The organism is Haloarcula nitratireducens (assembly GCF_019599505.1).
In genome coordinates, this window is sequence record NZ_RKLT01000002.1 from 285,211 (window position 1) to 306,172 (window position 20,962).

At 66.8% G+C, this 20,962-nt stretch carries 18 protein-coding genes and 1 pseudogene; 10 read left to right on the plus strand and 9 right to left on the minus strand.

Annotated elements, in window-relative coordinates:
* Window positions 1–154: 154 nt before the first annotated feature.
* Window positions 155–457, minus strand: coding sequence for a lycopene cyclase domain-containing protein (locus EGH23_RS08125; RefSeq protein ID WP_220579511.1), 303 nt, complete (start codon window positions 455–457; stop codon window positions 155–157).
* A 107-nt stretch (window positions 458–564) separates the two neighbouring features.
* On the opposite strand from EGH23_RS08125, the gene EGH23_RS08130 reads away from it, so the two are divergent.
* Window positions 565–1,707, plus strand: coding sequence for a CBS domain-containing protein (locus EGH23_RS08130; RefSeq protein WP_220579512.1), 1,143 nt, complete (start codon window positions 565–567; stop codon window positions 1,705–1,707).
* Window positions 1,708–2,118: 411 nt separating this feature from the next.
* Here EGH23_RS08130 and EGH23_RS08135 read toward each other — a convergent pair whose 3' ends face one another.
* Window positions 2,119–4,344 (minus strand): CDC48 family AAA ATPase, encoded by a 2,226-nt coding sequence (locus tag EGH23_RS08135; RefSeq protein ID WP_220579513.1) that lies wholly within the window; start codon window positions 4,342–4,344, stop codon window positions 2,119–2,121.
* A 229-nt stretch (window positions 4,345–4,573) separates the two neighbouring features.
* Here EGH23_RS08135 and EGH23_RS08140 point away from each other — a divergent pair, with 229 nt between their 5' ends.
* Together EGH23_RS08140 and larC are read left to right on the plus strand one after the other, a co-directional pair.
* Window positions 4,574–4,990: a universal stress protein gene (locus tag EGH23_RS08140; RefSeq protein WP_220579514.1), complete on the plus strand. Its 417-nt coding sequence runs from the start codon at window positions 4,574–4,576 to the stop codon at window positions 4,988–4,990.
* Between the two features lie 45 nt (window positions 4,991–5,035).
* Window positions 5,036–6,367 carry a nickel pincer cofactor biosynthesis protein LarC gene (gene larC, locus EGH23_RS08145; protein ID WP_220579515.1) on the plus strand — a complete coding sequence of 444 codons (1,332 nt, stop codon included), beginning with the start codon at window positions 5,036–5,038 and terminating at the stop codon, window positions 6,365–6,367.
* Here the strand turns inward: larC and EGH23_RS08150 are convergent.
* The gene (locus EGH23_RS08150; protein ID WP_328765867.1) at window positions 6,364–7,188 is read right to left on the minus strand and encodes a hypothetical protein; all 825 of its coding nucleotides are present in this window, start codon (window positions 7,186–7,188) and stop codon (window positions 6,364–6,366) included. The genes larC and EGH23_RS08150 overlap by 4 nt on opposite strands.
* A 94-nt stretch (window positions 7,189–7,282) precedes the next feature.
* Between EGH23_RS08150 and EGH23_RS08155 the strand changes: the two genes are divergently transcribed.
* Together EGH23_RS08155 and radB are read left to right on the plus strand one after the other, a co-directional pair.
* Entirely contained in the window at window positions 7,283–8,113 is an 831-nt protein-coding gene (locus tag EGH23_RS08155) for a hypothetical protein (RefSeq protein ID WP_220579516.1), read from the plus strand.
* A gap of 48 nt (window positions 8,114–8,161) precedes the next feature.
* Entirely contained in the window at window positions 8,162–8,878 is a 717-nt protein-coding gene (gene radB, locus EGH23_RS08160) for a DNA repair and recombination protein RadB (protein WP_220579517.1), read from the plus strand.
* 280 nt (window positions 8,879–9,158) lie between these two features.
* On the opposite strand, the gene phoU (EGH23_RS08165) is transcribed toward radB, so the two are convergent.
* Entirely contained in the window at window positions 9,159–9,839 is a 681-nt protein-coding gene (phoU, locus tag EGH23_RS08165; protein WP_220579518.1) for a phosphate signaling complex protein PhoU, read from the minus strand.
* Between the two features lie 224 nt (window positions 9,840–10,063).
* Complete coding sequence (gene phoU / locus EGH23_RS08170; RefSeq protein ID WP_220579519.1) at window positions 10,064–10,732, minus strand: phosphate signaling complex protein PhoU; 669 nt, start codon at window positions 10,730–10,732, stop codon at window positions 10,064–10,066.
* Window positions 10,733–11,137: 405 nt separating this feature from the next.
* Between phoU (EGH23_RS08170) and EGH23_RS08175 the strand changes: the two genes are divergently transcribed.
* From EGH23_RS08175 to EGH23_RS08185, 3 genes are all read left to right on the plus strand, one after another.
* Window positions 11,138–12,673: a TrkH family potassium uptake protein gene (locus EGH23_RS08175; RefSeq protein WP_220579520.1), complete on the plus strand. Its 1,536-nt coding sequence runs from the start codon at window positions 11,138–11,140 to the stop codon at window positions 12,671–12,673.
* 136 nt (window positions 12,674–12,809) lie between these two features.
* Entirely contained in the window at window positions 12,810–13,040 is a 231-nt protein-coding gene (locus EGH23_RS08180; protein WP_220579521.1) for a hypothetical protein, read from the plus strand.
* A 299-nt stretch (window positions 13,041–13,339) separates the two neighbouring features.
* Window positions 13,340–14,218 carry an FxLYD domain-containing protein gene (locus EGH23_RS08185; RefSeq protein WP_220579522.1) on the plus strand — a complete coding sequence of 293 codons (879 nt, stop codon included), beginning with the start codon at window positions 13,340–13,342 and terminating at the stop codon, window positions 14,216–14,218.
* Window positions 14,219–14,405: 187 nt separating this feature from the next.
* Here EGH23_RS08185 and EGH23_RS08190 read toward each other — a convergent pair whose 3' ends face one another.
* From EGH23_RS08190 to trkA, 3 genes and pseudogenes are all read right to left on the minus strand, one after another.
* Entirely contained in the window at window positions 14,406–14,759 is a 354-nt protein-coding gene (locus EGH23_RS08190) for a DUF7344 domain-containing protein (RefSeq protein WP_220579523.1), read from the minus strand.
* A 43-nt stretch (window positions 14,760–14,802) separates the two neighbouring features.
* A pseudogene (locus EGH23_RS26280) lies at window positions 14,803–15,180 on the minus strand (potassium transporter TrkG); the annotation flags it as partial.
* An 88-nt stretch (window positions 15,181–15,268) separates the two neighbouring features.
* Window positions 15,269–16,600, minus strand: coding sequence for a Trk system potassium transporter TrkA (trkA, locus tag EGH23_RS08200; protein ID WP_220579524.1), 1,332 nt, complete (start codon window positions 16,598–16,600; stop codon window positions 15,269–15,271).
* 189 nt (window positions 16,601–16,789) lie between these two features.
* Here trkA and EGH23_RS08205 point away from each other — a divergent pair, with 189 nt between their 5' ends.
* Both EGH23_RS08205 and EGH23_RS08210 read left to right on the plus strand, forming a co-directional pair.
* Entirely contained in the window at window positions 16,790–17,206 is a 417-nt protein-coding gene (locus EGH23_RS08205; RefSeq protein ID WP_220579525.1) for a universal stress protein, read from the plus strand.
* A complete protein-coding gene (locus EGH23_RS08210; protein ID WP_220579526.1) occupies window positions 17,199–19,448 on the plus strand; it encodes an amino acid permease in 2,250 nt (749 codons plus the stop codon). Before EGH23_RS08205 ends, EGH23_RS08210 begins: the two co-directional genes overlap by 8 nt.
* Here EGH23_RS08210 and EGH23_RS08215 read toward each other — a convergent pair.
* Window positions 19,445–20,881, minus strand: coding sequence for a polysaccharide deacetylase family protein (locus EGH23_RS08215; protein ID WP_220579527.1), 1,437 nt, complete (start codon window positions 20,879–20,881; stop codon window positions 19,445–19,447). The genes EGH23_RS08210 and EGH23_RS08215 overlap by 4 nt on opposite strands.
* Window positions 20,882–20,962 lie beyond the last annotated feature (81 nt).

The following is a 20,962-nucleotide window of genomic DNA, read 5'->3' on the forward strand; positions in this document are numbered from 1 at the left end:
TCCGTGAGGAGTGTATGCACATCTCTGGACGATATATATTCCTAATAACCGTGCGCCGTCGGGCGGTTTCTCCGAATCCGATTACCATCGTTGCGGCTGTAGCACGCACGATTAACACTCGGTAAACCCAGTATCGGCCGTGTAACAGGTTCGCTCAGTCGCGGTTCCGCAACGTCTCGTGGAGCCCCAGCACGAACGCGGGGACCACCACCATGAAGATGTGCTCCTCGATGGGGATTCCCAGCAGGTCGACGCCGGTGCGGAGTTTGATGTCGAAGACGCCGACTTTCAGCGTGTACCAGTCCCACACGTACGCGATGGGGTAGAGGACGGCGATGGTCCGAGCGGCGGAGCGAAGCGCGTCGGCCCGCCACAGTAGCCCCAGCGCGGCGGACCCGAACACCACCTCAGTCACGAAGTAGGTGAAGCGACCGAACACGCCGATGTTAGGAAGCATATCTGACAGACGGCCCGGCGATGTAAAAGTCTGGTCCGGCTCTCGGACTCCGGGAACTAAACCAAGCTTGATAACCCTTCACGTAGAATCTCAGGGCGTGAAGCACGATGGACATTGCTGACATCGCCACCAGAGAGTTTGTCGAGGTCGACGCCAACAAGCGCCTCGGGAAGGTCCGCTCGATCTTCGAGCGGGAGAACCCGAAAGGCATCATCGTCACCGAGGACGGTGCGTACGCGGGCGTCATCACGCAGAAGCAGTTGGTCCAGTCCCACGTCGAGGACGACGCGAAGGCGGGGGCGATGACCAGTTCGGCACCGAAGATCGGGCGGACCGACGACGTGCGCGAGGTCGCACGGGTGCTGGTCGAGGGCGGGACCAAGATCGCGCCGGTGTTCCAGGGCGAGGAGCTCTGGGGCATCGTCACCGAGGACGACATCCTCGACGCGGTCCTCGAGAACCTCGACGCGCTGACTATCGAGCAGATCTACACCGACGACGTCATCACCGTCACCGAGGACACGAACGTCGGACAGGTCGTGAATCTCCTCCGGAAGCACGGCATCTCTCGGCTTCCCGTGCTCGACGACACCGACTCGCTGACCGGGATGGTCACGCGCCACGACATCGTCGACGTGGTGGTTCGAGATATGAACAAGGCCACCCGCGGCGACCGCTCCGGCGAGATCGAACGCGTGCTGGACCTGCCGGTCTACGACGTGATGAACAGCCCGGTCGAGACGGCGAAACTGGCCGACTCCGTGGAGGACGCCGTCTCCCGGATGCTGGAAAACGATTTCGCCGGGCTGGTCGTGACCGACGAGGACGACGACGGTCACGTCATCGGCATCGTCACCAAGACGGACGTGCTCCGGGCGCTGACCTACACCGAGGAAGAGCACATGGACGTCCAGATTACCAACATCAAACTCCTGGACACCATCTCCCGAGAGACCATCCGCACCGACATCGGGGAGGTCGCCGACAAGTACCAGGCGATGCAGGTCCAACACGCCCACGTCCGCTTCCACGAACACAAGGAGAAGCTCCGCGGCACCCCGCTCATTCAGTGTCAGATCCGCCTCCGAACCAACAAGGGGCAGGCCGCCGGTTCCGGTGAAGGGTACGGGGCCGAGACGGCCTTCAACGTCGCCCTAGATAAACTCGAACGCAACGTCCTCGAACTGAAGGGCGTCCAGGCCGACGAGGAGTACCGCGGGCAGCTGCTCCGGAAGCTCGGCGAGCTGTAACGACGTTCACAGTTCGCTCTATTCTCCGGTTTCGAAATGTCGGCCGTGACAGCGGTCGGTACGTCAGCACGTCGTCTCCGCGTCGTCAGGTCCTGACTCCCCGTTCGAGTCGTCGCGTAGAAATGGCCGTCGCTCGCGGAAGTTAGAGCGACGGGTTAGGGCAGACAGCGGTAACCGCACGTGGAAACCACGCGGGTCGAAAGGTAGCCGTCTGACCGTGCCGTCTACCTCTATCTCTCTCGGTCCCGCGTAAAACCCCTCCGATACGCCGGTGTGAGAGGTGGCTGTCTCGGTGGCCTCGCAAGCGGCGTCGTCGCTGGCGAACGGGAAAGGGCAGGGCCACTGGCACGAGCGGAGAGCGGTGTCCGCGGGCGGCCGAAGAAATCAAATCCGACGGAAGACGAAGTGGGCTTACTGGAAGCCGATGCGGCCGCCGCTGCCGGGCTGGCGCTGCGGGCTGGAGCCGCCCTTGAACTCCTCTTGCATCTGCTCGTAGTAGTCGCGGATGTCGTCGGTGATGGTCGGCCGGACGCTGTCCATCGCCTGGCGGAAGTGACGCATATCGACTTCCTCGGCGTCGTCGTCCTCGCGGAGGGCCTCGATGGCCGCCTCGCGCGCGATGGATTCGAGGTCGGAGCCGACGAACCCGCCGGTGCGCTCGGCCAGTTCGCGCAGGCTCACGTCCGGAGCCAGCGGCGTGTCGTCGGTGTGGATCCGCAGGATCTGCTCGCGGCCCTCGACGTCGGGCTCGCCGATCATGACGAGTCGGTCGAAGCGACCGGAGCGGATGAGCGCCGGGTCGATCATGTCCGGGCGGTTGGTCGCGCCGATGACCATCACGTCTTCCATCTCTTCTAGGCCGTCGAGTTCGGTCAGCAGCTGGTTGACGACGCGCTCGGAGACGTTCGATCCCATGTCGCCGCCCCGACCCGGAGCCAGCGAGTCGAGCTCGTCGAAGAAGATGACCGTCGGCGCGACCTGCCGCGCCTTGCGGAAGGTCTGCCGGATGGCCTTCTCGCTTTCCCCGACCCACTTGCTGAGCAGTTGCGGCCCCCGAACCGAGATGAAGTTGGCGTCCGTCTCGTTGGCGACGGCCTTCGCCATCAGCGTCTTCCCGGTCCCCGGCGGACCGTACAGCAGGACCCCGGAGGGCGGCGTGACGCCCATCCGCTCGAACTTTTCCGGACTGTTCATCGGCCACTCGACGGCCTCCTGGACCTGCTCCTTGGCCGGGTCGAGCCCGCCGACGCTGTCCCAGGACACCTTCGGCAGTTCCACGAGGACCTCCCGCATGGCGCTCGGACTCACCTCGTTGAGCGCGCCCTTGAAGTCCTCGCGCTTGATGATCATGCGGTCGATGAGGCTCGGCGGGATGTCCTCCTCGTCTAAGTCGATCTCGGGGAGGTACCGGCGCAGCGCCTTCATCGCCGCTTCCTTCGTCAGGCTCTCGATGTCGGCACCGACGAAGCCGTGGGTGTCGGTCGCCATCTTCGCGAGGTTGACGTCGTCCGAGAGGGGCATCCCGCGGGTGTGAATCTGGAGGATCTCCTCGCGGCCCACCTCGTCGGGGACGCCGATCTCGATCTCGCGGTCGAAGCGGCCCGGGCGGCGAAGCGCCGGGTCCACCGAGTCGACGCGGTTCGTGGCGGCGATGACGATGACCTGCCCGCGCGATTCGAGGCCGTCCATCATCGTGAGCAGTTGGGCGACGACCCGGCGCTCGACCTCGCCGGTGACGTCCTCGCGCTTGGGCGCGATGGAGTCGAGTTCGTCGATGAAGATGATGGCGGGCGACTCCTCGCTGGCGTCCTCGAAGATCTCGCGCAGCTGTTGCTCGGACTCGCCGTAGTACTTCGAGATGATCTCCGGCCCGGCGATAGAGAAGAAACTGGCGGAGGTCTCGTTGGCGACCGCTTTAGCGAGCAGGGTCTTCCCCGTCCCCGGCGGGCCGTGAAGCAGGACCCCCTGCGGCGGCTCGATGCCGAGCTTCTTGAATATCTGGGGGTGTTTCATCGGCAGCTCGACCATCTCGCGGACCCGCTGGATCTCGTTCTGCAGGCCGCCGATGTCCTCGTAGGTGATACCGCCGCCGGTCTTCTCGAAGCCCGAGATCGGCTCCTCGCGCAGTTCGACCTCGGTGTCCTCGGTGATGAGACAGACGCCCTCGGGTTCGGTCTCGACGGCGATGAGCGGGATGGCCTGCCCCGGCGAGCGCATGAAGGGGTGGTTCGTCGAGGACATCACGGGGACGATATCGCGCTCGACGACCGGCCGCTTCAGGATCTGCCGCTTGACCATGCCGGCGGCGTCGGAGCCGAACTGCACCGACGCCTCCTCGGGCGGCGCGAGGACGAGCTTGTCGGCCTTCTCGGCCTCGGCCTTCCGTATCTCGACGCGCTCGCCGATTCCCACGTCGGCGTTCTGCCGCGTGAATCCGTCGATGCGCACCGTGTCCGTGTTCCAGTCCTGCCGGTCGGCGCGCCACACCTTGGCGGCCGTCGTGTCGCTCCCCTCTATCTCGATGATGTCGCCGGGCGAGAGCTTGAGATGGAGCAACGTGTCGGGGTCGAGGCGGGCGATTCCGCGTCCCGAGTCGTTCGGGTACGCCTTCGCCACTTCCAGTTGCACTTCGTTCATAGTAGAGTGAGGCTACAGAGAACTCGGGTAGCCCAAGAGATATGCTTTATGCTACCGGCGGGCAGGAGACGGCAGCGACGCCTTTTTATGTTAACTGCTACCACACTTCAGCCGGCGCGCAACGGCGGCGGTATCTCACCGAGTAGCGGCGGGTTCGGTCGCTCTCGAATTCCCACCGGCGTCTGCCGCCATCGCCGCGTTTGATAAGGCTGGCTCCGATAGCGCCGATATGGTGTTTCTCGTTCCCTTCGACGGATCGTCGCTCGCCGAGGCCGCGCTCGAACGCGCGGTCGAGTACGCCGCCGCTCTCGACAGCGAAGTCGTCGCCGTCAGCCTCGTCCCGACGGGGACGGATTACGCGCAGCGCCGCCGACAGGTCGACCCCCACGAGGACTTCGCGGCGGAGACGGCCGCCAGCGACCTCCGGCGCAAGATCGAAGAGGCGACCGACGACGCCGAACTCCACTACGAGGACGTCAGCGCCTATTCCGCGAACGAACTCTCCGAGACGATCCGGCAGGTGGCCCGCGACGTCGGCGCGAGCGTCGTCTTTCTCGGCAGCGCCGACACCGAGGACGTGGTCGTGCCCATCGAGGAACTCGACGACGAGGACGCCTACGACGTGCACATCGTCCGGCGCGCGTAGGCCCGTTGTAGTAGGCTTTTATCCGCCGAGCGTGACGCTCCGAGTATGCGAACGCTCGCCTTCGACGGCCGGATGGGCGCCGCCGGCGACATGCTTCTGGGCGCGTTGCTCGCCGCCGGTGCCGACCGCGCCGTCCTCTCCCCCGTCGAGGACGCGCTCGACGTCGAGTACGCCGTCTCCGAGGTAGACCGGAGCGGCATCAGCGCCACTCGGGTCGAAGTGCTCCTGACCGATGACGACCGCGAACAGCACGTCGAACACGACCACTCGCACGACGAGGATCAGCGTCACTCGCACGACCACGACTCCGACCACAGCCGTTCTCACTCGCACGACGACGGCCACACTCACTCGTCTGACGGGAACAGCCACACGCACGCGGAGGGCCACGGCCCGAACCGGAGCTACGCCGAGGTCGTCGACATCGTCGAGGAGCTGGGGCTCGACAGCGGTGTCGAGGCCGACGCGCTGGCCATCTTCGAGATTCTCGGCGAGGCCGAGGCGTCGGTCCACGGCACCGAGCTGGACGAGACGCACTTCCACGAGGTCGGAGCCGACGACGCCATCGCCGACGTCGTCGGCGCGGCGCTGTTGCTCGACGACCTCGGCGTCGAGCGAGTCGTCACGACGCCGCTCGCGGCCGGCGGCGGCACCGTCGAGATGAGCCACGGAACATATCCCGTGCCGACGCCCGCGGTGGTCGAGATCGCCGAACGCGCGGACTGGGCGCTGCGGGGCGGCCCCGTCGACGCGGAACTGCTGACCCCGACGGGCGCGGCGGTCCTCGCCCACGTCGCGGATGGCGTCGAGTCGCTCCCGTCGCTCTCGCTCGACGCGTCGGGCTACGGCGCTGGCGGCCGCTCCTTCGAGGGGCGACCCAACGTCCTCCGCGCGATGGTCGGCGAGGGCGAGGGGCGACTCCGCCGGGACGACATCACCGTCCTGGAGACGAACCTCGACGACGCCTCGCCGGAACTGCTCGGCGACCTCCAGCGGTCGCTGTCGGCCGTCGGTGCCCGCGACGTCTCGGTGATCCCGGCGACGATGAAGAAGTCCCGACCCGGCCACCTCGTGAAGGTCATCTGCAAGCCCGAGGACGCCGAACGCGTCGCCCGCAAACTCGCCGAGGAGACCGGGACCCTCGGGGTGAGAGAACACGGGGCCGGCCACCGCTGGGTCGCCGAGCGAGCGTTCGAGACGGTCGCGCTCGCTATCGACGGCGAGCAGTACGAGGTCGCCGTGAAGTTAGCGAGCGACGGGGACGGCGAGGTGTACGACGTGAGCGCGGAGTTCGACGACGCGGCGGCCGTCGCCGACGCCACCGGCCTGCCGGTTCGCGAAGTCATCCGCCGGGCCGAACGCGTCGTCCGGGACTAGCCCGTCGTCGAATCAGTGTCGTCTCTAGTCTCGCTCTCGTTCTCGTCGTCTCCGCCGTCGCTCTCCCTCTCCTCTCGGTCCGCGTCCTCCGCGTCGCCGCGGTGTTCGGCCAGCGCCTCCTCGATGGTGAGGGTCCCGTCGGCGACGTCGCGGGCCAGTTCCGCGTCGATGGCCCGGTTGGTGTCGCTGACCTCCCGGGAGCGGTCCTTGATTCGCTGGAGTTCGCCCGCCGTCGGTTCGACGTCGCGGCTCGTTATCTCCTCGCCCTCCAGTCGGGCGATGTTGACCGCGGCCAGCACGTCGCCCATGCCGCGCGCGCCGCTGCCGAGATAGGGCGTCGTCCCCGTCTCGTCGACTAACTCGACCGGCACGTCGGAGAGGTCGTCGACGAGTCGCGAGCCGACGAGCCGCGCGCCGTCGCCGATGCGGACCACCGGGTCGGCGGCGTCTTCGACCTCCCGGTGGACGACCTCGGCGGCGTCGGCGGCCGGCACCTGAAACGCGGCGACGACCATCTCGCCGTGCACGACGGCGACGCCGGGACGTTCGCCGGGGTCGATGCCGACGATAGTGCGTCCGCTCTCGCCGCGAAGGGCCGCGATGGCCGCCTCGACCGCCCGTCGCGGCCGCTCGGGGTCGGCCTGCACGAGGTCGACGCCGTCGGGGATCTCGACGGCCTCGCCCGCCGCGATCACCGCTACGTCGGTCTCTTCGGGCCACTCGTCGTCGGGTTCGATAGTCGTGAACGCGACGCCGCGGTCCCGCAGCTCCGTGACCACGCCGTGATACACCTCGAAATCCGCCGTCGCGACGACTATCACGGCCGGAGCTTCATCGGGCGACCACTTATAGGGACTGTTGGCTTCGGGTCGGCGACCCGTGGAGATATTGTGCTGGCGCGAATATTCGCGGCTGATGCTGCCCTCCACGATAGAGACCGCTCCGAAACGGTCGGGCGACCCGCTGTTCGGCGTCCTCACCGGAGTCTACCTCGCGCTGCTCGCGACGCCGCTTGTCGCGTTCGCCGCCGTTCGAGCCGGAATGTCCGGTTCGGGCGTCCTCTACGGCGTCGTTCTCGTCACGCTGACCGTCGTCACCGGCCTCGGCTGGCTGGCGACGTCGAGAGCGGCGGGCGTCGATACCCGTCTCGGCGGCTCTCGCCTGCGGTGGCTCCCCGGAATCGCACCCGCGGCCCTCGTCCTCCTCGGATTCGCCTCGCTCGCCGCGACCGGCGTCGTCGGCTTCCTCGGGTTCTTCTTCGGCATGTTCGCCACGATAGTCGGATTCGTCCTCGGCGTGATGGCTCGGACCAGACACACGCTCGCGCTGACCGAGGGCGTCGACCCCGACTGCGAGTTCACCGCGGGGTGGCCCGAACGGGCGCGCCGCCGCGTCCACCTCGTCGCCGGGCTCGTCGTCGCGGCCACCTTCCTCGGGTTCGTCTTCGGTTCGCTCACGGAGAGGTGGCTGCTCCAGATAACCTCTCAGATGGCGCTCTCGGTCGGTATCGTCCTCGGGACGTGGGGACAGGAGCGGACCTACGTCGCTTCGGAAGTCGGCGTCGAACAGCGAATGCCGGTCGCGCGACGGCTCTTTCCGTGGGCCGACTTCACCGGCTACACCCGAACCGACGACGCCATCGTCCTCCACCGGCCCCGCGGCATCGACTTCCGGTTCGCGCTCGCAGATTTGGACGACCCGGACGCCGTCGAGCGAGCGCTCGGGACGCATCTCTCCCCCTCGTGAGGCGAGTCGGTGCGAGCGTTTTTATCCGGACACGTCCAACCCGCTCTCGTGAGCGACCACGTCCCGACCGGCTGTGACCCGCTGGACGAGTTGCTGGGCGGCGGACTGGAGCGCGGGGCCGTCACGCAGGTGTACGGCCCGCCGGCGGCCGGCAAGACGAACCTCGCCCTCTCGGCGGCCATCGAAGTCGCCGCGCGGGGCGACGCCGCCCTCTACATCGACACCGAGGGGCTCTCGGCCGACCGGATGCGCCAGATCGCCAGCGGCCGCGCCGCCGGGACGGAGCAGACGGTCGACGACCTCGCGGGCCGCCTCATCGTCTCTGAGGTCTTCGACTACGACGAACAGGCAGAAGCCGTGCAGGACGTCGCCGAGTTCGCCCCCGAGATCGAACTCGTCGTCCTCGACAGCGCCACCGGTTTCTACCGCCTCCAACGGGACGACGAGGACGGCGGCGAAGCCCTCCGCGACGTTGCCCGACAGATCACCCATCTGCTCTCGCTGGCCCGCAAACACGACCTCGCCGTCGTCTTCACGAACCAGGTCTTCACCGACCCCGACAGCGACCGCTCGACGGCGCTGGGCGGTCACACGCTGAATCACTGGTCCGGCGCGATCCTCCGCATCGACCGCTTCCGCGGCGGCAACCGCCGCGCCACGCTGGAGAAACACCGCGCGAAACCCGCCGGCGACACCGCCCAGTTCCGCATCACCGACGAGGGGATGGTCGGCGACGACGGGCAGCAACCGCCGCGCCGGGAGTGAAGCGAGCGGTGCGGTAAGCACATCCTCGTTCGCGGTGGCGCGCACCCTCGCAGCGACGGCTGCGAGGAACGCGCGAGGGACGAGTAGCACAGCGACGCGAGCAACGCAGTCGGTTGGGGAGGGCGTGGCTGTCGAAGAGTGCTGTGCGGGAGAGCATACCGCGCCGGAGGCGCGGTTTCCCCGGAATCGCCGACGGCGATTCCGGCCTTTTTCATGAACGTTTTTGGGCGGGGGTTGAGGCGAGCGCTGTGCGCTCGCCGAACCCCCCATCGAAAAAGGTTCAGTAGATGAGGTCGTCGTCGTTCTCGACCATGTACAGCGTGCGGGCGGCGATGTTGACGGCGTGGTCGCCGACGCGCTCGATGTCACGGATCGTCAGCAGGAGCCGCGAGACGTCGGCCATCAGCTGCTCGATCTCCGCGTCGCTGGTCTCGGCGTCGATCTCGCGCTCGATGAGGTCGCGGACGACCTCCTCGGATGCGGCCTCACAGCGGCTGTCGACCTCGTCGTCGGTCTCGGCGATGGTGTAACACAGCTCCGTGTCCTCGCGGTCGTAGCCGTCCATCGCGTTCTCGACCATCTCGATGACGACCTCGGCGACCTCTTGGATGTCGACCTCGGGGTAGGCGTCGCGTTCGGCCTCCAGGGAGTACTCCCCGAGGTTGGTGGCGAGGTCGCCGATGCGTTCGAGGTCGGTGATGATCTTGAACGAGGCGGCGATGAAGCGCAGGTCGGAGGCGACCGGTTGCTGGAGCGCCAGCAGGTCGATGCAGTCCTGCTCCAGGTCGAGATACAGCTGATTGATCTCGTCGTCGCCGTCGATGACCTGCCAGGCCAGCTCTTCGTCTTTCTGTTCGAGGGCGGAGAGCCCCAGCCGCAGCCGGTCGAGGACGACTTCAGACATGTAGAGGACGTCCTCGCGGAGCGATTCGAGAAGCTCCTGATACGATTCTCGTGGCATAGCCCGTAGTGGCCCTGCCGAGTGTATCAGCCTTTCCCTTGGACGCAAAATCCGCCTCGGTCGGGAGCGGGCGGTTACGTGCGCTCCCCGAAGAAACGGTGCAGAGAGCATACCGCGCCGGAGGCGCGGTTTCACGCGAATCGCCGACGGCGATTCCGGCCTTTTTCATGAACGTTTTTCGAGGCGTGGTTCGCGCTTCGCGCGAACCCAACGAAGAAAAAGGTTCAGTAGATGAGCTCGTCGCTGCTCTCGACCATGTACAGCGTGCGGGCGGCGATGTTGACGGCGTGATCGCCGACGCGTTCGAGGTCCCGCACCGTGAGGAGGAAACGCTGGGTGTCGGCCATCAGCGGCTCCAGGTCGCCCTCGTCGGGCGTCTGATCGACGAGCGAGCGCACGAGGTCGTCGGTGGCGGCCTCACAGCGCTGGTCGAGGTCGGTGTCGGCGGCGGCGACCGTTCGACAGCGCTCGGCGTCGCGCTCCTCGTAGGCGGTCATCGCGCCGTCGAGTTGGGCCAGCGCCATGTCGGCGATGTCGGCGATGGGGACGTTCGGGATGGTCTCCGACTCCATCTCGTGGGCGTACGCCCCGAGGTTGGACGCGAGATCGGCGATGCGTTCGAGGTCGGTGAGTATCTTGAAGGAGGCCGCGATGAAGCGCAGGTCCGAGGCCACCGGCTGCTGGAGCGCGATGAGGTCGACGCAGTCTCGTTCGAGTTCGAGATAGCGCTCGTTTATCTCGTCGTCGGCCTCGGCGACGGCGCGGCCCATCGCCGGATCGCGCCGTTCGTAGGCGGTGACGGCGCGGTCGAGGCGGTCGGTGACGTCCTCGCCCATCGCACAGACGTCGGCCCGTAACGCGCCGAGGTCCGATTCGAAGCTGTCACGCGTCATCTGTTCTAAGTGTGCATCCGTTGAGACATCAGTGTGGCGGCCGTCGACGTTCGGCCGCGTCGGGACGGCCCGAAGACGATCGGTTACCTCTGAGAAGCCGGACGCTCGACCGGCTCCTGGCGGCACGCGCACCGGACTCGGTCAAGCGGCGGACCGGCGCGGCCGCTACCCGTCTTCGACGCGTCCGTGAGAGCATGGGGTGCGAGGGCCCGGCGACGGCGCACCGATACGTCGCTCTCCCGTCGGTCGCTCGACTCTGGCGGTTTTAATATCCTCGCCTCGTCAGCCAACTGTAGCAAGGATGTCCGGAGACCTCCACGTCGACGTTCGGGTGGGCCGCCCAACGGGGCCGGCGGTCCCGAGTCGCGCGACGAGAAGACGCATCGATAGCGCCGGGACGACGGCATGAACGTCGTCGTCGAGTGGCGCAAGAGCGTCGCGCTCACCGGAACGGTGATAAAGTACATCGCGGTGGCACTCCTCGTTCCATTGGTAGTCGCGCTGGTCTACGGCGAGGATATCGGCGTCTTCGGCGTTTCCATCGTCGGTACAGTACTGTTGGGGCTGGCCGTCGAGCGGCTGGACCCCGGAACTGAACTCCGTGAGCGCGAAGCGCTCCTCTTCGTCGCGCTGACGTGGTTCGCCGTCGCCGTCGTCGGGGCGGTCCCCTACGTGCTTGCCGGGTGGGGGACCGCGTCGACGCTCGCGGACCCGGTCAACGCCCTGTTCGAGTCGATGTCCGGCTTCTCGACCACCGGTGCGACCGTGATGGGCGAGATCGGCGTCGACCGCCACTCTCACGCCCTCATGATGTGGCGACAGCTCACGCAGTGGCTCGGCGGTATGGGCATCATCGTCCTCATGGTCGCTATCTTACCGGAACTGGCAGTCAACGGCGCGCAACTGATGAACGAGGAAGCGCCCGGCCCGAGCCTGGAGAAACTCACCCCGCGCATCGCGACGACGGCCCGCATCCTCTGGCAGGCGTACTTCGCCTTCACCGCGCTGTTGGCCGTCCTGCTCTATGCCCTCCACTGGTTCGGTTACGCGCCGGAGATGAACCTGTACAACGCCATCGCGCACGCCTTCTCGACGCTGCCGACCGGCGGGTTCTCGACGAAAGGCGACAGCATCGCCGCCTTCTCGGCGGCGGTGCAGTGGGTCGTCATCCCGTTCATGGTCGTCGCCGGCACCAACTTCGCGCTGTTCTGGTACCTCTTCGACGGCGACCTGCGCGCGCCGCTCGAAGACACGGAGTTTCGCGCCTACACCGGCGCGATAGCGGTGTTCGTCGCCGTCCTCTTCGGTCTCCTCTTCGGCGGTGCCGCGCCGACGCTCGCCATCGGTGGCACGACAGAGGGGAATTTCGCGAACGCCCTGCGACAGGCGGCGTTTCAAATCGCCTCGCTGATGAACTCGACGGGGTACGCGACGAGCGACTTCGCCCAGTGGGAGACGTACAGCCAGCTCTTCCTCCTGCTGGTAATGTTCGTCGGCGGGTCGGCCGGCTCGACCGGCGGCGGCATCAAGGTCGTCCGCTGGCTCGTCGTCCTGAAGGCGCTCCGGCGAGAGCTGTTCCACGCGAGCCACCCCGAGGCCGTCCAGCCGATTCGCCTCGGCGACGTCGTCGTCGACGAGGAGGCGGTCCGCGGCGTCGTCGGTTTCACCCTCCTCTACCTCCTCCTCTTCGGCGTCGCCGCGGTGTTCATCGCGCTGGACGCCAGCCGCGTCGGCATCGCGCTCACGCCGCTGGAAGCGATCGGCGCGAGTCTGGCGGCCATCGGCAACATCGGTCCGGCCTTCGGTCGGCTGGGACCGTTCGGCTCGTACCTGATGCTACCCGACACCACGAAAGTCCTGATGATCCTGCTGATGTGGGCCGGTCGCCTGGAGATCATCACCGTCCTGGTGGTGTTCACCCGATCGTTCTGGGGGCAGTGAAGACCGACCACTATCGGCCGTTCGCTACGGGACTCGTCTCGCGTAGCTCTCGCGGTGACGGAGTTCGACGTGGTCCCGAACGGCGTGTTGACGACGCAAGGACATTTTTTATCGGTCTGCGGAGGCGACCCGCAGTATGGAACGACGACGATTCCTCGCGGTAGGCGTAGCAGCGATGATCCCCGCTTTCGCCGGCTGTAGTACGCCGGAAGAAGATGGCGAAGGCGGTGAAGGCGGCGAAGGCGAGGAGGGCGGTGAAGGCGGCGAAGGCGAGGAAGGCGGTGAAGGCGGCGAAGGCGAGGAGGGCGGTGAAGGCGGCGAAGGCGAGGAAGGCGGTGAAGGCGGCGAAGGCGAGGAAGAAGGTTGATTTCGGCCGCCGGTCGTCTCGAACGCGGTATCGGCCGATAGCGCCGCTATGGAGGGCCAGAGACCGTTACGGGACCAGCCACATCGCGGGGAGAGCGATACCCGTGGCTCGTTTTCGACTCATTCGGGTTCGGATCGGTGTGACTTCGAAACGAGGGACAGACGCGGTGTCGGATGCGGGCGAACGCACTGATCGCTCTGGTTTCGCATATGGGCCGCTCCGGCTTCCTAACCCTCGTTTGCGACTTGCAAAGACAGGCCATGTCCTCATTCTCCTAAAGCCCCCAGATGGTCGATGTAATGGATCGACGTGAGTTCGTAAAATCCGTGAGTGGAACCGCTCTTCTGGGTGCTACCGCCGGCTGTCTCGGCGGCGGCGAAGGAGGAGAGGCGACCGAAACCGCAGGCGCTGGCGGTGAGTCGGGCGGGAGTACCCAGACGGCCACGGACACCGAAACGGCTACTGCCGAAGAGGAAACCGGAACCGAAACCGAAGAGGAGGGAACTGCCGGGCAGACCGGAGACATCCAAGGCGAAGTCAACGACACGCCGCAGGGCCTCTCCGTCACCAACCACGAGCTGTATCAACAGAACGGCGAGGTCGGCCTGCGAGCGACCGTGGAAAACACGGGCGACGAGCCGTTCGCGTACGTGGAAGCCGAAGTGACGCTACAGGACGACCAGGGCGAGGTCCTCTACGAGTTCGTCGACGAGACCGAAGAGGACCAGATCACCCAGCTCGCGACCGGGAAGACGTGGCAGTTCGACGTCACGTTCGAGGAGGCCCAGCTGAGCGAGGTCCGGAAGTACGTCATCGACCTCGAAGGCGACGTCGCGAACGAGCAGACCTCCTTCGACGACATCGTCGGGGAAGCCGATCAACAGGACCCGAACCTCGAGATCACGAGCCACCGCCTGACGCGCCGGGAATCGACCACGTACGTCGAAGGCACGATTCGAAACGTCGGGAGCGAAGCCGTAGAATCGGCCGAAGTCTCCGTGACGCTGTACGACGATAGCGACCAGGAGCTCACCGACTTCAACGACACCGTGGAGGAAGAGAACGACGTGCAGCAGTTAGCTCCCGGGCAGGTCTGGGACTTCCAGGTGCAGTTCACCGACGTCGACATGCAGAACGTCGCTCGCTACGTCGTGAGCGTCGATAGCGACCTCGTATAAGGAGTCCGCTCGCAGTCGATTTTTCGCGGAGACGACGAGAGCGGCGTCGGCCGTTCCGTCGCTATCGTTCGGTCTCGGGTGCCACCTGTTAGAGGCGGTAGAGAACGGAGACGGAAGTGACTCGGCGCGGACGCTTCGTCACTCCTTCTCGACCGACGTACGGCCGGGACAGGAGCGACGGGTCGGCTCAGAGCAAGTCGCCCGGCAGCGTCTCGGCGTTGCGGACGAGGACGCGGACGAACGGCTCCACCTCCTCGAAATCCGGCCCCCGAGAGACCACGCCCGCCGATTGGTCCCACTCCACGAGATCCGCCTCCGCCAGTTTCGGGAGGTGGACGTGGACCAGTTCGAGCGGCACGGCGCTCTCTTCGCCGTTCGTAGCGGGCCAGCCGGGCGCTTCGCTCGGTGCGCCCCCCGCGCTCGCCGAGCGCAGCAGGAGCCCCGCCGGCACGTCCACGGACTCGCTGTCACACAGGACGACGAGTATCTGCCGGCGATAGTCGGCAGCTAACAGTTCGAATAGTGACGAGACGTCCACCACGGAATGAGTATCAACTGACGACCATTTAAATGTTATCTCTCTTTCACGAGCGCCAGTACGGCCGGGTCAACAAGACGAACACGGGCAGAATCTCCAGGCGACCGGCCCACATCAGCAGGAGCACGTACGCTCTGCTCGTCCACGGGAAGTCGGTGTAGCCGTTCATCGGGCCGACGACGCGGAATCCGGGACCGACGTTGCCCAGGGCGGCGGCGACGGCCGACATGGCTTCGAGGGCCGTGAGGTCGTGACCGACGCGGGCGGCGTCGACGAAGACGACGCCCGCGCTCACGGAGAAGATGACCAGCTACAGCAGCGTAAAGGCGTAGATGCCGCGGATCGCTCGCTCGCCGATCGTCCGACCGCCGGTGCGGACCGGCGAGACGGCTTCGGAATGGATCGTCGTGAACAGGCGCAACCGAGAGATACTTGATCACCGTGCCGACCAGCGATACCGCCGCTCGCCAGTCCACACAGAGCGTCCGCCGCGTCGAAGCCGCCCCAACATCTCAGAGGGCGGCGCTGGCGGCGTCGAGCGACTCCGACTCGACGAAGACGACGACGTGGTCGCCGAGTTCGACGACGGTGTCACCGCGGGGGATGACCAGTTCGCCGCCGCGGGTGATCGCGCCGATGACGACGCGGTCGGGGAGGTCGGCGACGGCGTCGCGGATAGGACGGCCGGCGAGGACGCTCTCGTCGTCCACCTCGATCTCCAGGACCTCCGCGCGGTCGGACTCGATGATGGCGACGTTCTCGGCCTGATGCTCGCGAGTGAAGCGGGTTATCTCCGCTGCGGTGGCCTTCCGCGGGTTCACTGCTACGTCGACGCCGACGGCCTCGAACAGCGGAACGTACTCGCCCGAGTCGACGACGGCGACGGCGCGGTTCGCGCCGAGGCGCTTCGCCAACAGGCTCGCGAGCAGGTTCTTCTCGTCGTTGTCCAGCGCCGCGACGACTATGTCTACGTCCGCGACGTGCTCGCGCTCTAAGAACTCTCGGTCGGTGGCGTCGCTCTCTAAGACCGTCGTCCCGCGGAGGTCCTCGGCGAGTTCGCGCGCGCGTTCGTGGTCCCGCTCGATGAGTCGGGGCTTCAGGCCGCGCTCCTGTAAGAGCCGTGCGGTGTGATACCCCACGTCGCTCCCGCCGACGACGAGAACGTTCCGCACCCCGTCGACGTCCGGCGAGATGGCCTGAGAGAAGGTGTGGACGCTCTCCTTGCTCCCGATGACGACCACGTCGTCGCCCGGCTGTAACACTGTTTCACCGCGGGGGATGACCACGTCGTCGCCGCGCAACACGGCGGCGAAGGTCAGCGACTCGTAGCGGTCGGCCTCCTGTACCGTCTGATTGGCGACGGGACTGGCCTCGGGGATCTCGAACTCGGCCATCTGGACGACGCCGTCGGCGAACGTTTCGACGTCTTGGGCCGCGGGCAGGCCGATGACTCGCGCGATGGTCTCTGCCGTCAGGAGGTTCGTCGCCACCATGTGGTCGACGCCGAACGCCCCCGCTGACTGTTGCCAGGTCCGCAGGAACTTCGCGCTCTTGACCCGCGAGATGGTGAACGCGTCGGTCATCGTCATCGCCGTGCCGCAGGTGACGATGTTGGTCTCGTCGTCGTCCGTGCTGGCGATGACGATGTCGGCCTTCTCGACCCCGGCCTCGGCGAGCGTGTCGAGGTCCGCGCCGTCGCCTTGGACGCCGAGTACGTCCACGTCGTAGACGAGTTCTTCGACCCTGTCGTCGTCGATGTCGACGACGGCGACGTCGTGGCTGTCGGCGAGGCTCTCGGCGATCGACGCCCCCACCTGGCCAGCGCCGACGATCACGACGTACATCGGCGACCCTCCGCCTCGTGCATACCCGGCCCGTTCAGTCGGCCCCGTCAAGTGTATTTCTATCCGGAGAGCGCCGATTAGGCGTGAGCGTTAAGGGTCGCGAGCGAGTCTCGAACGACATGATTTGTTCGGTCACGAGACACTCGTCAGACGATCGACACCCGTCCTCGCTCACGCGGAGGGACCACTATGGCTGACTTGCTCGACCGGGTGCTCCTGCCGGTCGCCAGCGAGGAGGACGCCGTCACGTCCGCGCGCGCCCTCGCCCGCCGCCCGCACGGCGAGGTCGTCGTCATCAACGTCGTCGAGAAGGCCGGCGGCGCGCCCGACAAGGCGGGCGTCGAACAGCGAGAGGAGGCCGCAGAGGAGATGTTCGCGGCCGCCCGCGAGATACTCGGCGACGTCCAGACCGACGTCTACTACGGGACCGACGTCACGGAGACGATATTCGACGCCGCCGAGGACGTCGACGCCACCGCCGTCGTCGTCACGCCCCGCGGTGGGAACCGCTTCGTCCGGATGATAACCGGCGACGTGGCCCTGCGGATGATAACTGACAACGACCGACCGGTCGTGGTTCTGCCCGACGAGGACGCCGATGAGTGACGAGGAACTCGCGAAGGACCTCGGGCCGCTCGCGGCGCTGACCATCGGCGTCGGGACGATGATCGGCGCGGGCATCTTCGTCCTGCCCGGCGACGCCATCATCAAGGCCGGGTCGATGGCCTCCGTCGCGTTCGTGCTGGGTGGGATCATCGCCATGTTCACCGCGCTCTCGGCGAGCGAGCTCGGGACGGCGATGCCGAAATCCGGCGGCGCGTACTACTACGTCAACCACGCGCTCGGCCCGCTGTTCGGGTCGGTCGCCGGGTGGGCCAACTGGCTCGGACTGGCCTTCGCCAGCGCCTTCTACATGGTCGGGTTCGGGCGCTACATCGCCCGTATCTTCGGGCTCAGCGGCTCCGTCGGCGTCGGTCCGCTCTCGATGTCGGTGGTCAAGATCGCCGCGCTCGTCGGCGCGGCGCTGTTCATCTTCATCAACTACGTGGGGGCGAAGGAGACCGGTCGACTGCAGAACGCCATCGTCATCCTGTTGGTGGCGATTCTCGCCGTGTTCACCTTCCTCGGGACGCTGCGGGCGGACCCCGCGAACCTCCCCGAAGCGCGCAGCGTCGTCACGACGCTCGAGACGACGGGGCTCATCTTCGTCTCGTACCTCGGCTTCGTCCAGATCACGAGCGTCGCCGAGGAGATCAAACAGCCCGGGAAGAACCTCCCGCGGGCGGTCATCGGCAGCGTCGTCATCGTCACCGTCGTCTACGCGCTGGTACTCGTCGTCATGAGCGCCGCCGTCCCGCAGGGCTTTATCGCCGGTCTCTTCGAGAACGTCGCGCCGGGCGAGACGCCGCCCATCGCCGTCGTCGAGGTGGGCCGGCGACTCCAGGGGGCCGCGATGGGCGGGGCGCTGCTGTTCGGCGGGTTGCTCGCCACCGCCTCCAGCGCGAACGCCTCCATCCTCGCCTCCTCGCGCATCAACTTCGCGATGGGACGGGACCGCATCGTCACGCCGGCGCTCAACGAGATACACCCCCGATTCGGGACACCTTACCGCGCCATCGGCATCACCGGCGGCCTCATCCTGCTGTTCATCGTCGTCGGCGACCTGACGCTTCTCTCGGGGGCGGCGTCGGGGCTGCACCTCGTCATCTACGGCCTGTTGAACCTCGCGCTCATCGTGATGCGCGTCGTCGCGCCCGAGGAGTACGCGCCCGACTTCACGGTCCCGCTGTTCCCCCTGTTGCCCGTACTCGGCGCGATTTTCTCCTTCGCGCTGCTGGCGTTCGTCGCGGGCGACGCGCTGTTGCTGACCTTCGGCATCGCGGCCGCGGCGATCGTCTGGTACGGGCTGTACGCCCGCACGCGGACCGAAAAGCAGGGCATCCTCTCGGAGCACATCCTCTCGCGTTCGGACGACATGCCGGACGCGGCGGTCAACGCCGCGGCGAGCGTCCAGCCCGACGGCGGCCAGTACCGCGTGATGGTGCCGCTCGCGAACCCCGAACACGAGAAAGACCTCATCACGCTCGCCAGCGCCGTCGCCAAACAGCGCGGCGGCACCGTCGTCGCCACCCACATCGTCACCGTCCCGGACCAGACGGCGTTAGCCGGGGCCGCCGAACGGGCCGACGAGATAGACGAGAACTCGGAGCAGCTGCTGTCGAGCGCCCGCGAGGACGCCGAGACGTTCGGCGTCGACGTCGAGAGCCACACCATCATCTCGCACAAGTCCTACGAGGCCATCTTCGACGCCGCCAACACGTACAACGCCGACCTCGTCGTGATGGGTTGGGGACCCGACTCACACGGCTCGCCGGGCCGGGCCGAGTCCGCGATAGACGAACTCACCGAGGCCGTCCCCTGTGACTTCCTCGTCCTGCGCGACCGCGGGTTCGACCCATCGAACATCCTGCTGCCGACCGCCGGCGGTCCCGACTCGGACCTCTCGGCGTCGGTCGCACGGATGCTGCAGGCCGAGTACGACTCCGAGGTGACGCTGCTGCACGTCGCCGACGGCGACCGCGAGGAAGCAGCGCAGTTCCTCGAGACGTGGGCGAGCGAGCACGGCCTCGCCGACGCGGCCCGACGCATCGAAACCGGTGACGTCGAGACGGCCATCGAGGGCGCGGCCGCGGACGCCTCGCTGTTGATACTCGGGGCGACCGAAGAGGGGCTCTTACGCCGCCTCGTCTCCGGGTCGCTGGTCCTCGACGTGGTCGACGACGTGGAGTGTTCGGTCCTGCTGGCCGAGAAACACCGGGAGCGCCGCCTGCTCGAACGGCTGTTCTAGGTCTCGCCTTCCCACCCGTCGAGTATCGCCGTCAGCGTCTCGTCGTCGAGGCGCTTCCCGTTGGTCTGCGGGACGTACGACTCCTCGCGGTTCCAGCGAACCGCTCGCTGGGCGTCGGCCAGTTCGATGCCGCCGTCGCGAGCGACGGCCTCTCTGATCGACTTCGGCCGTATCTCCTCGACCGGTGGGTCGATCAGTTCGGTCAGCATCTCGGAAGCGGGAATCACGTCCAGATCACGACGCTCGATACCGGCCATCGTCTCCTCGAAGTCCGCCTGTGAGACCCATCCCGTGTCGGCACCGATCTCGTGGTAGCTCACCACCGCCGTCTGACCGTACTTCTCGGCGAGGTCCAGCACGGATTCGAGGCGCTCTAAGTTCTCACCGAAGATCCGCCCGGTCGTGAGCGGCCCGGTCAACTGCGCACCGTGGGGAATGCTCCCGTCGGTGAACGCGAGGTAGTGGTACTCGCTGACGATGTCGCGGATGCGCGGCGAGTTCGAACTCCACGGGTAGACGAACATCGACGAGCCGACCTCGAAGCCGCGGTCGAGCAGCCACTCCTTGGCGTCGCGAACCTGCTCTCTGGCTTCCTCGTCCGAGAGGTCCGTGAGCCGTTCGTGGTCGAAGGTGTGACTCCCGATCTCCCAGCCCTCGTCGCGCATCTCGCGCATCTCGTCCTCGCCGAGGTAGTCGTCCTCGTCGGCCCGACCGGGGTTGACGGCGGTGAGCGCCGGGAAATCGTAGGACTCCAGTACCGGAAGCGCCCGCGTGTACTGAGTGATGCCCCCGTCGTCGAACGTGAGGACGACGCGGCCGCCCTCGGTCCGCTCGGTAGTACGGAGTTCGTCCAGATACGCCGTGATGGGGCTGTCCACGTCGCGGTCGAAGCGGAGGCGAATCTCCTCGACCTCGGAGAGGTCCGGGTCGCCCGACTCGTCGCTGACGCCGAGGTCGCTGCGGAACCACCCGTACGTCGGCGAGATGGTCCGGCGGTCCATCGTCACGGAGTCGCCGTCGTCGTCCTCGACGACCGCAGTCAACTGCTCGACTTCCGGTCGAACGAGGCGGATCGCGATCGAGAGGTCTCGGTCCGAGAGGTCGAGGCCGTCGAACTCGCGGACGATCTCGACGGATCCGTCCGAGCTCTCCGGTGAGAGCGAGAGTTTCGCCGACTGCGAACCCTCGTAGACCACGTCCGTGCTCGCCTCGAGCGTCCCGCTGTCGGCCGTCCACTCGTCTAAGTCCTCGAAGTCGTCGAGCACGTCGCCGCTCTCGCCGTAGCGGTCGCGGCTGTCGAAGGCCGTGGTCAACAGCGGGTGTTCGTGGTCCGCGCGCACTCGGCCGATTCGGCTCCCGCCGAGGGCGAGGGCGAGGGCGGCGGTCCCTCCTTTCAGTACGCTCCGGCGTGACGTCGGCCGAGAGTCTGTCATGCGGGCGAACTCTTGGGAAAAATAACGTATTGTTATACCGAACGTTCGCGTCGGTAGTCGGAATCGTCACCGCTGGAGAGT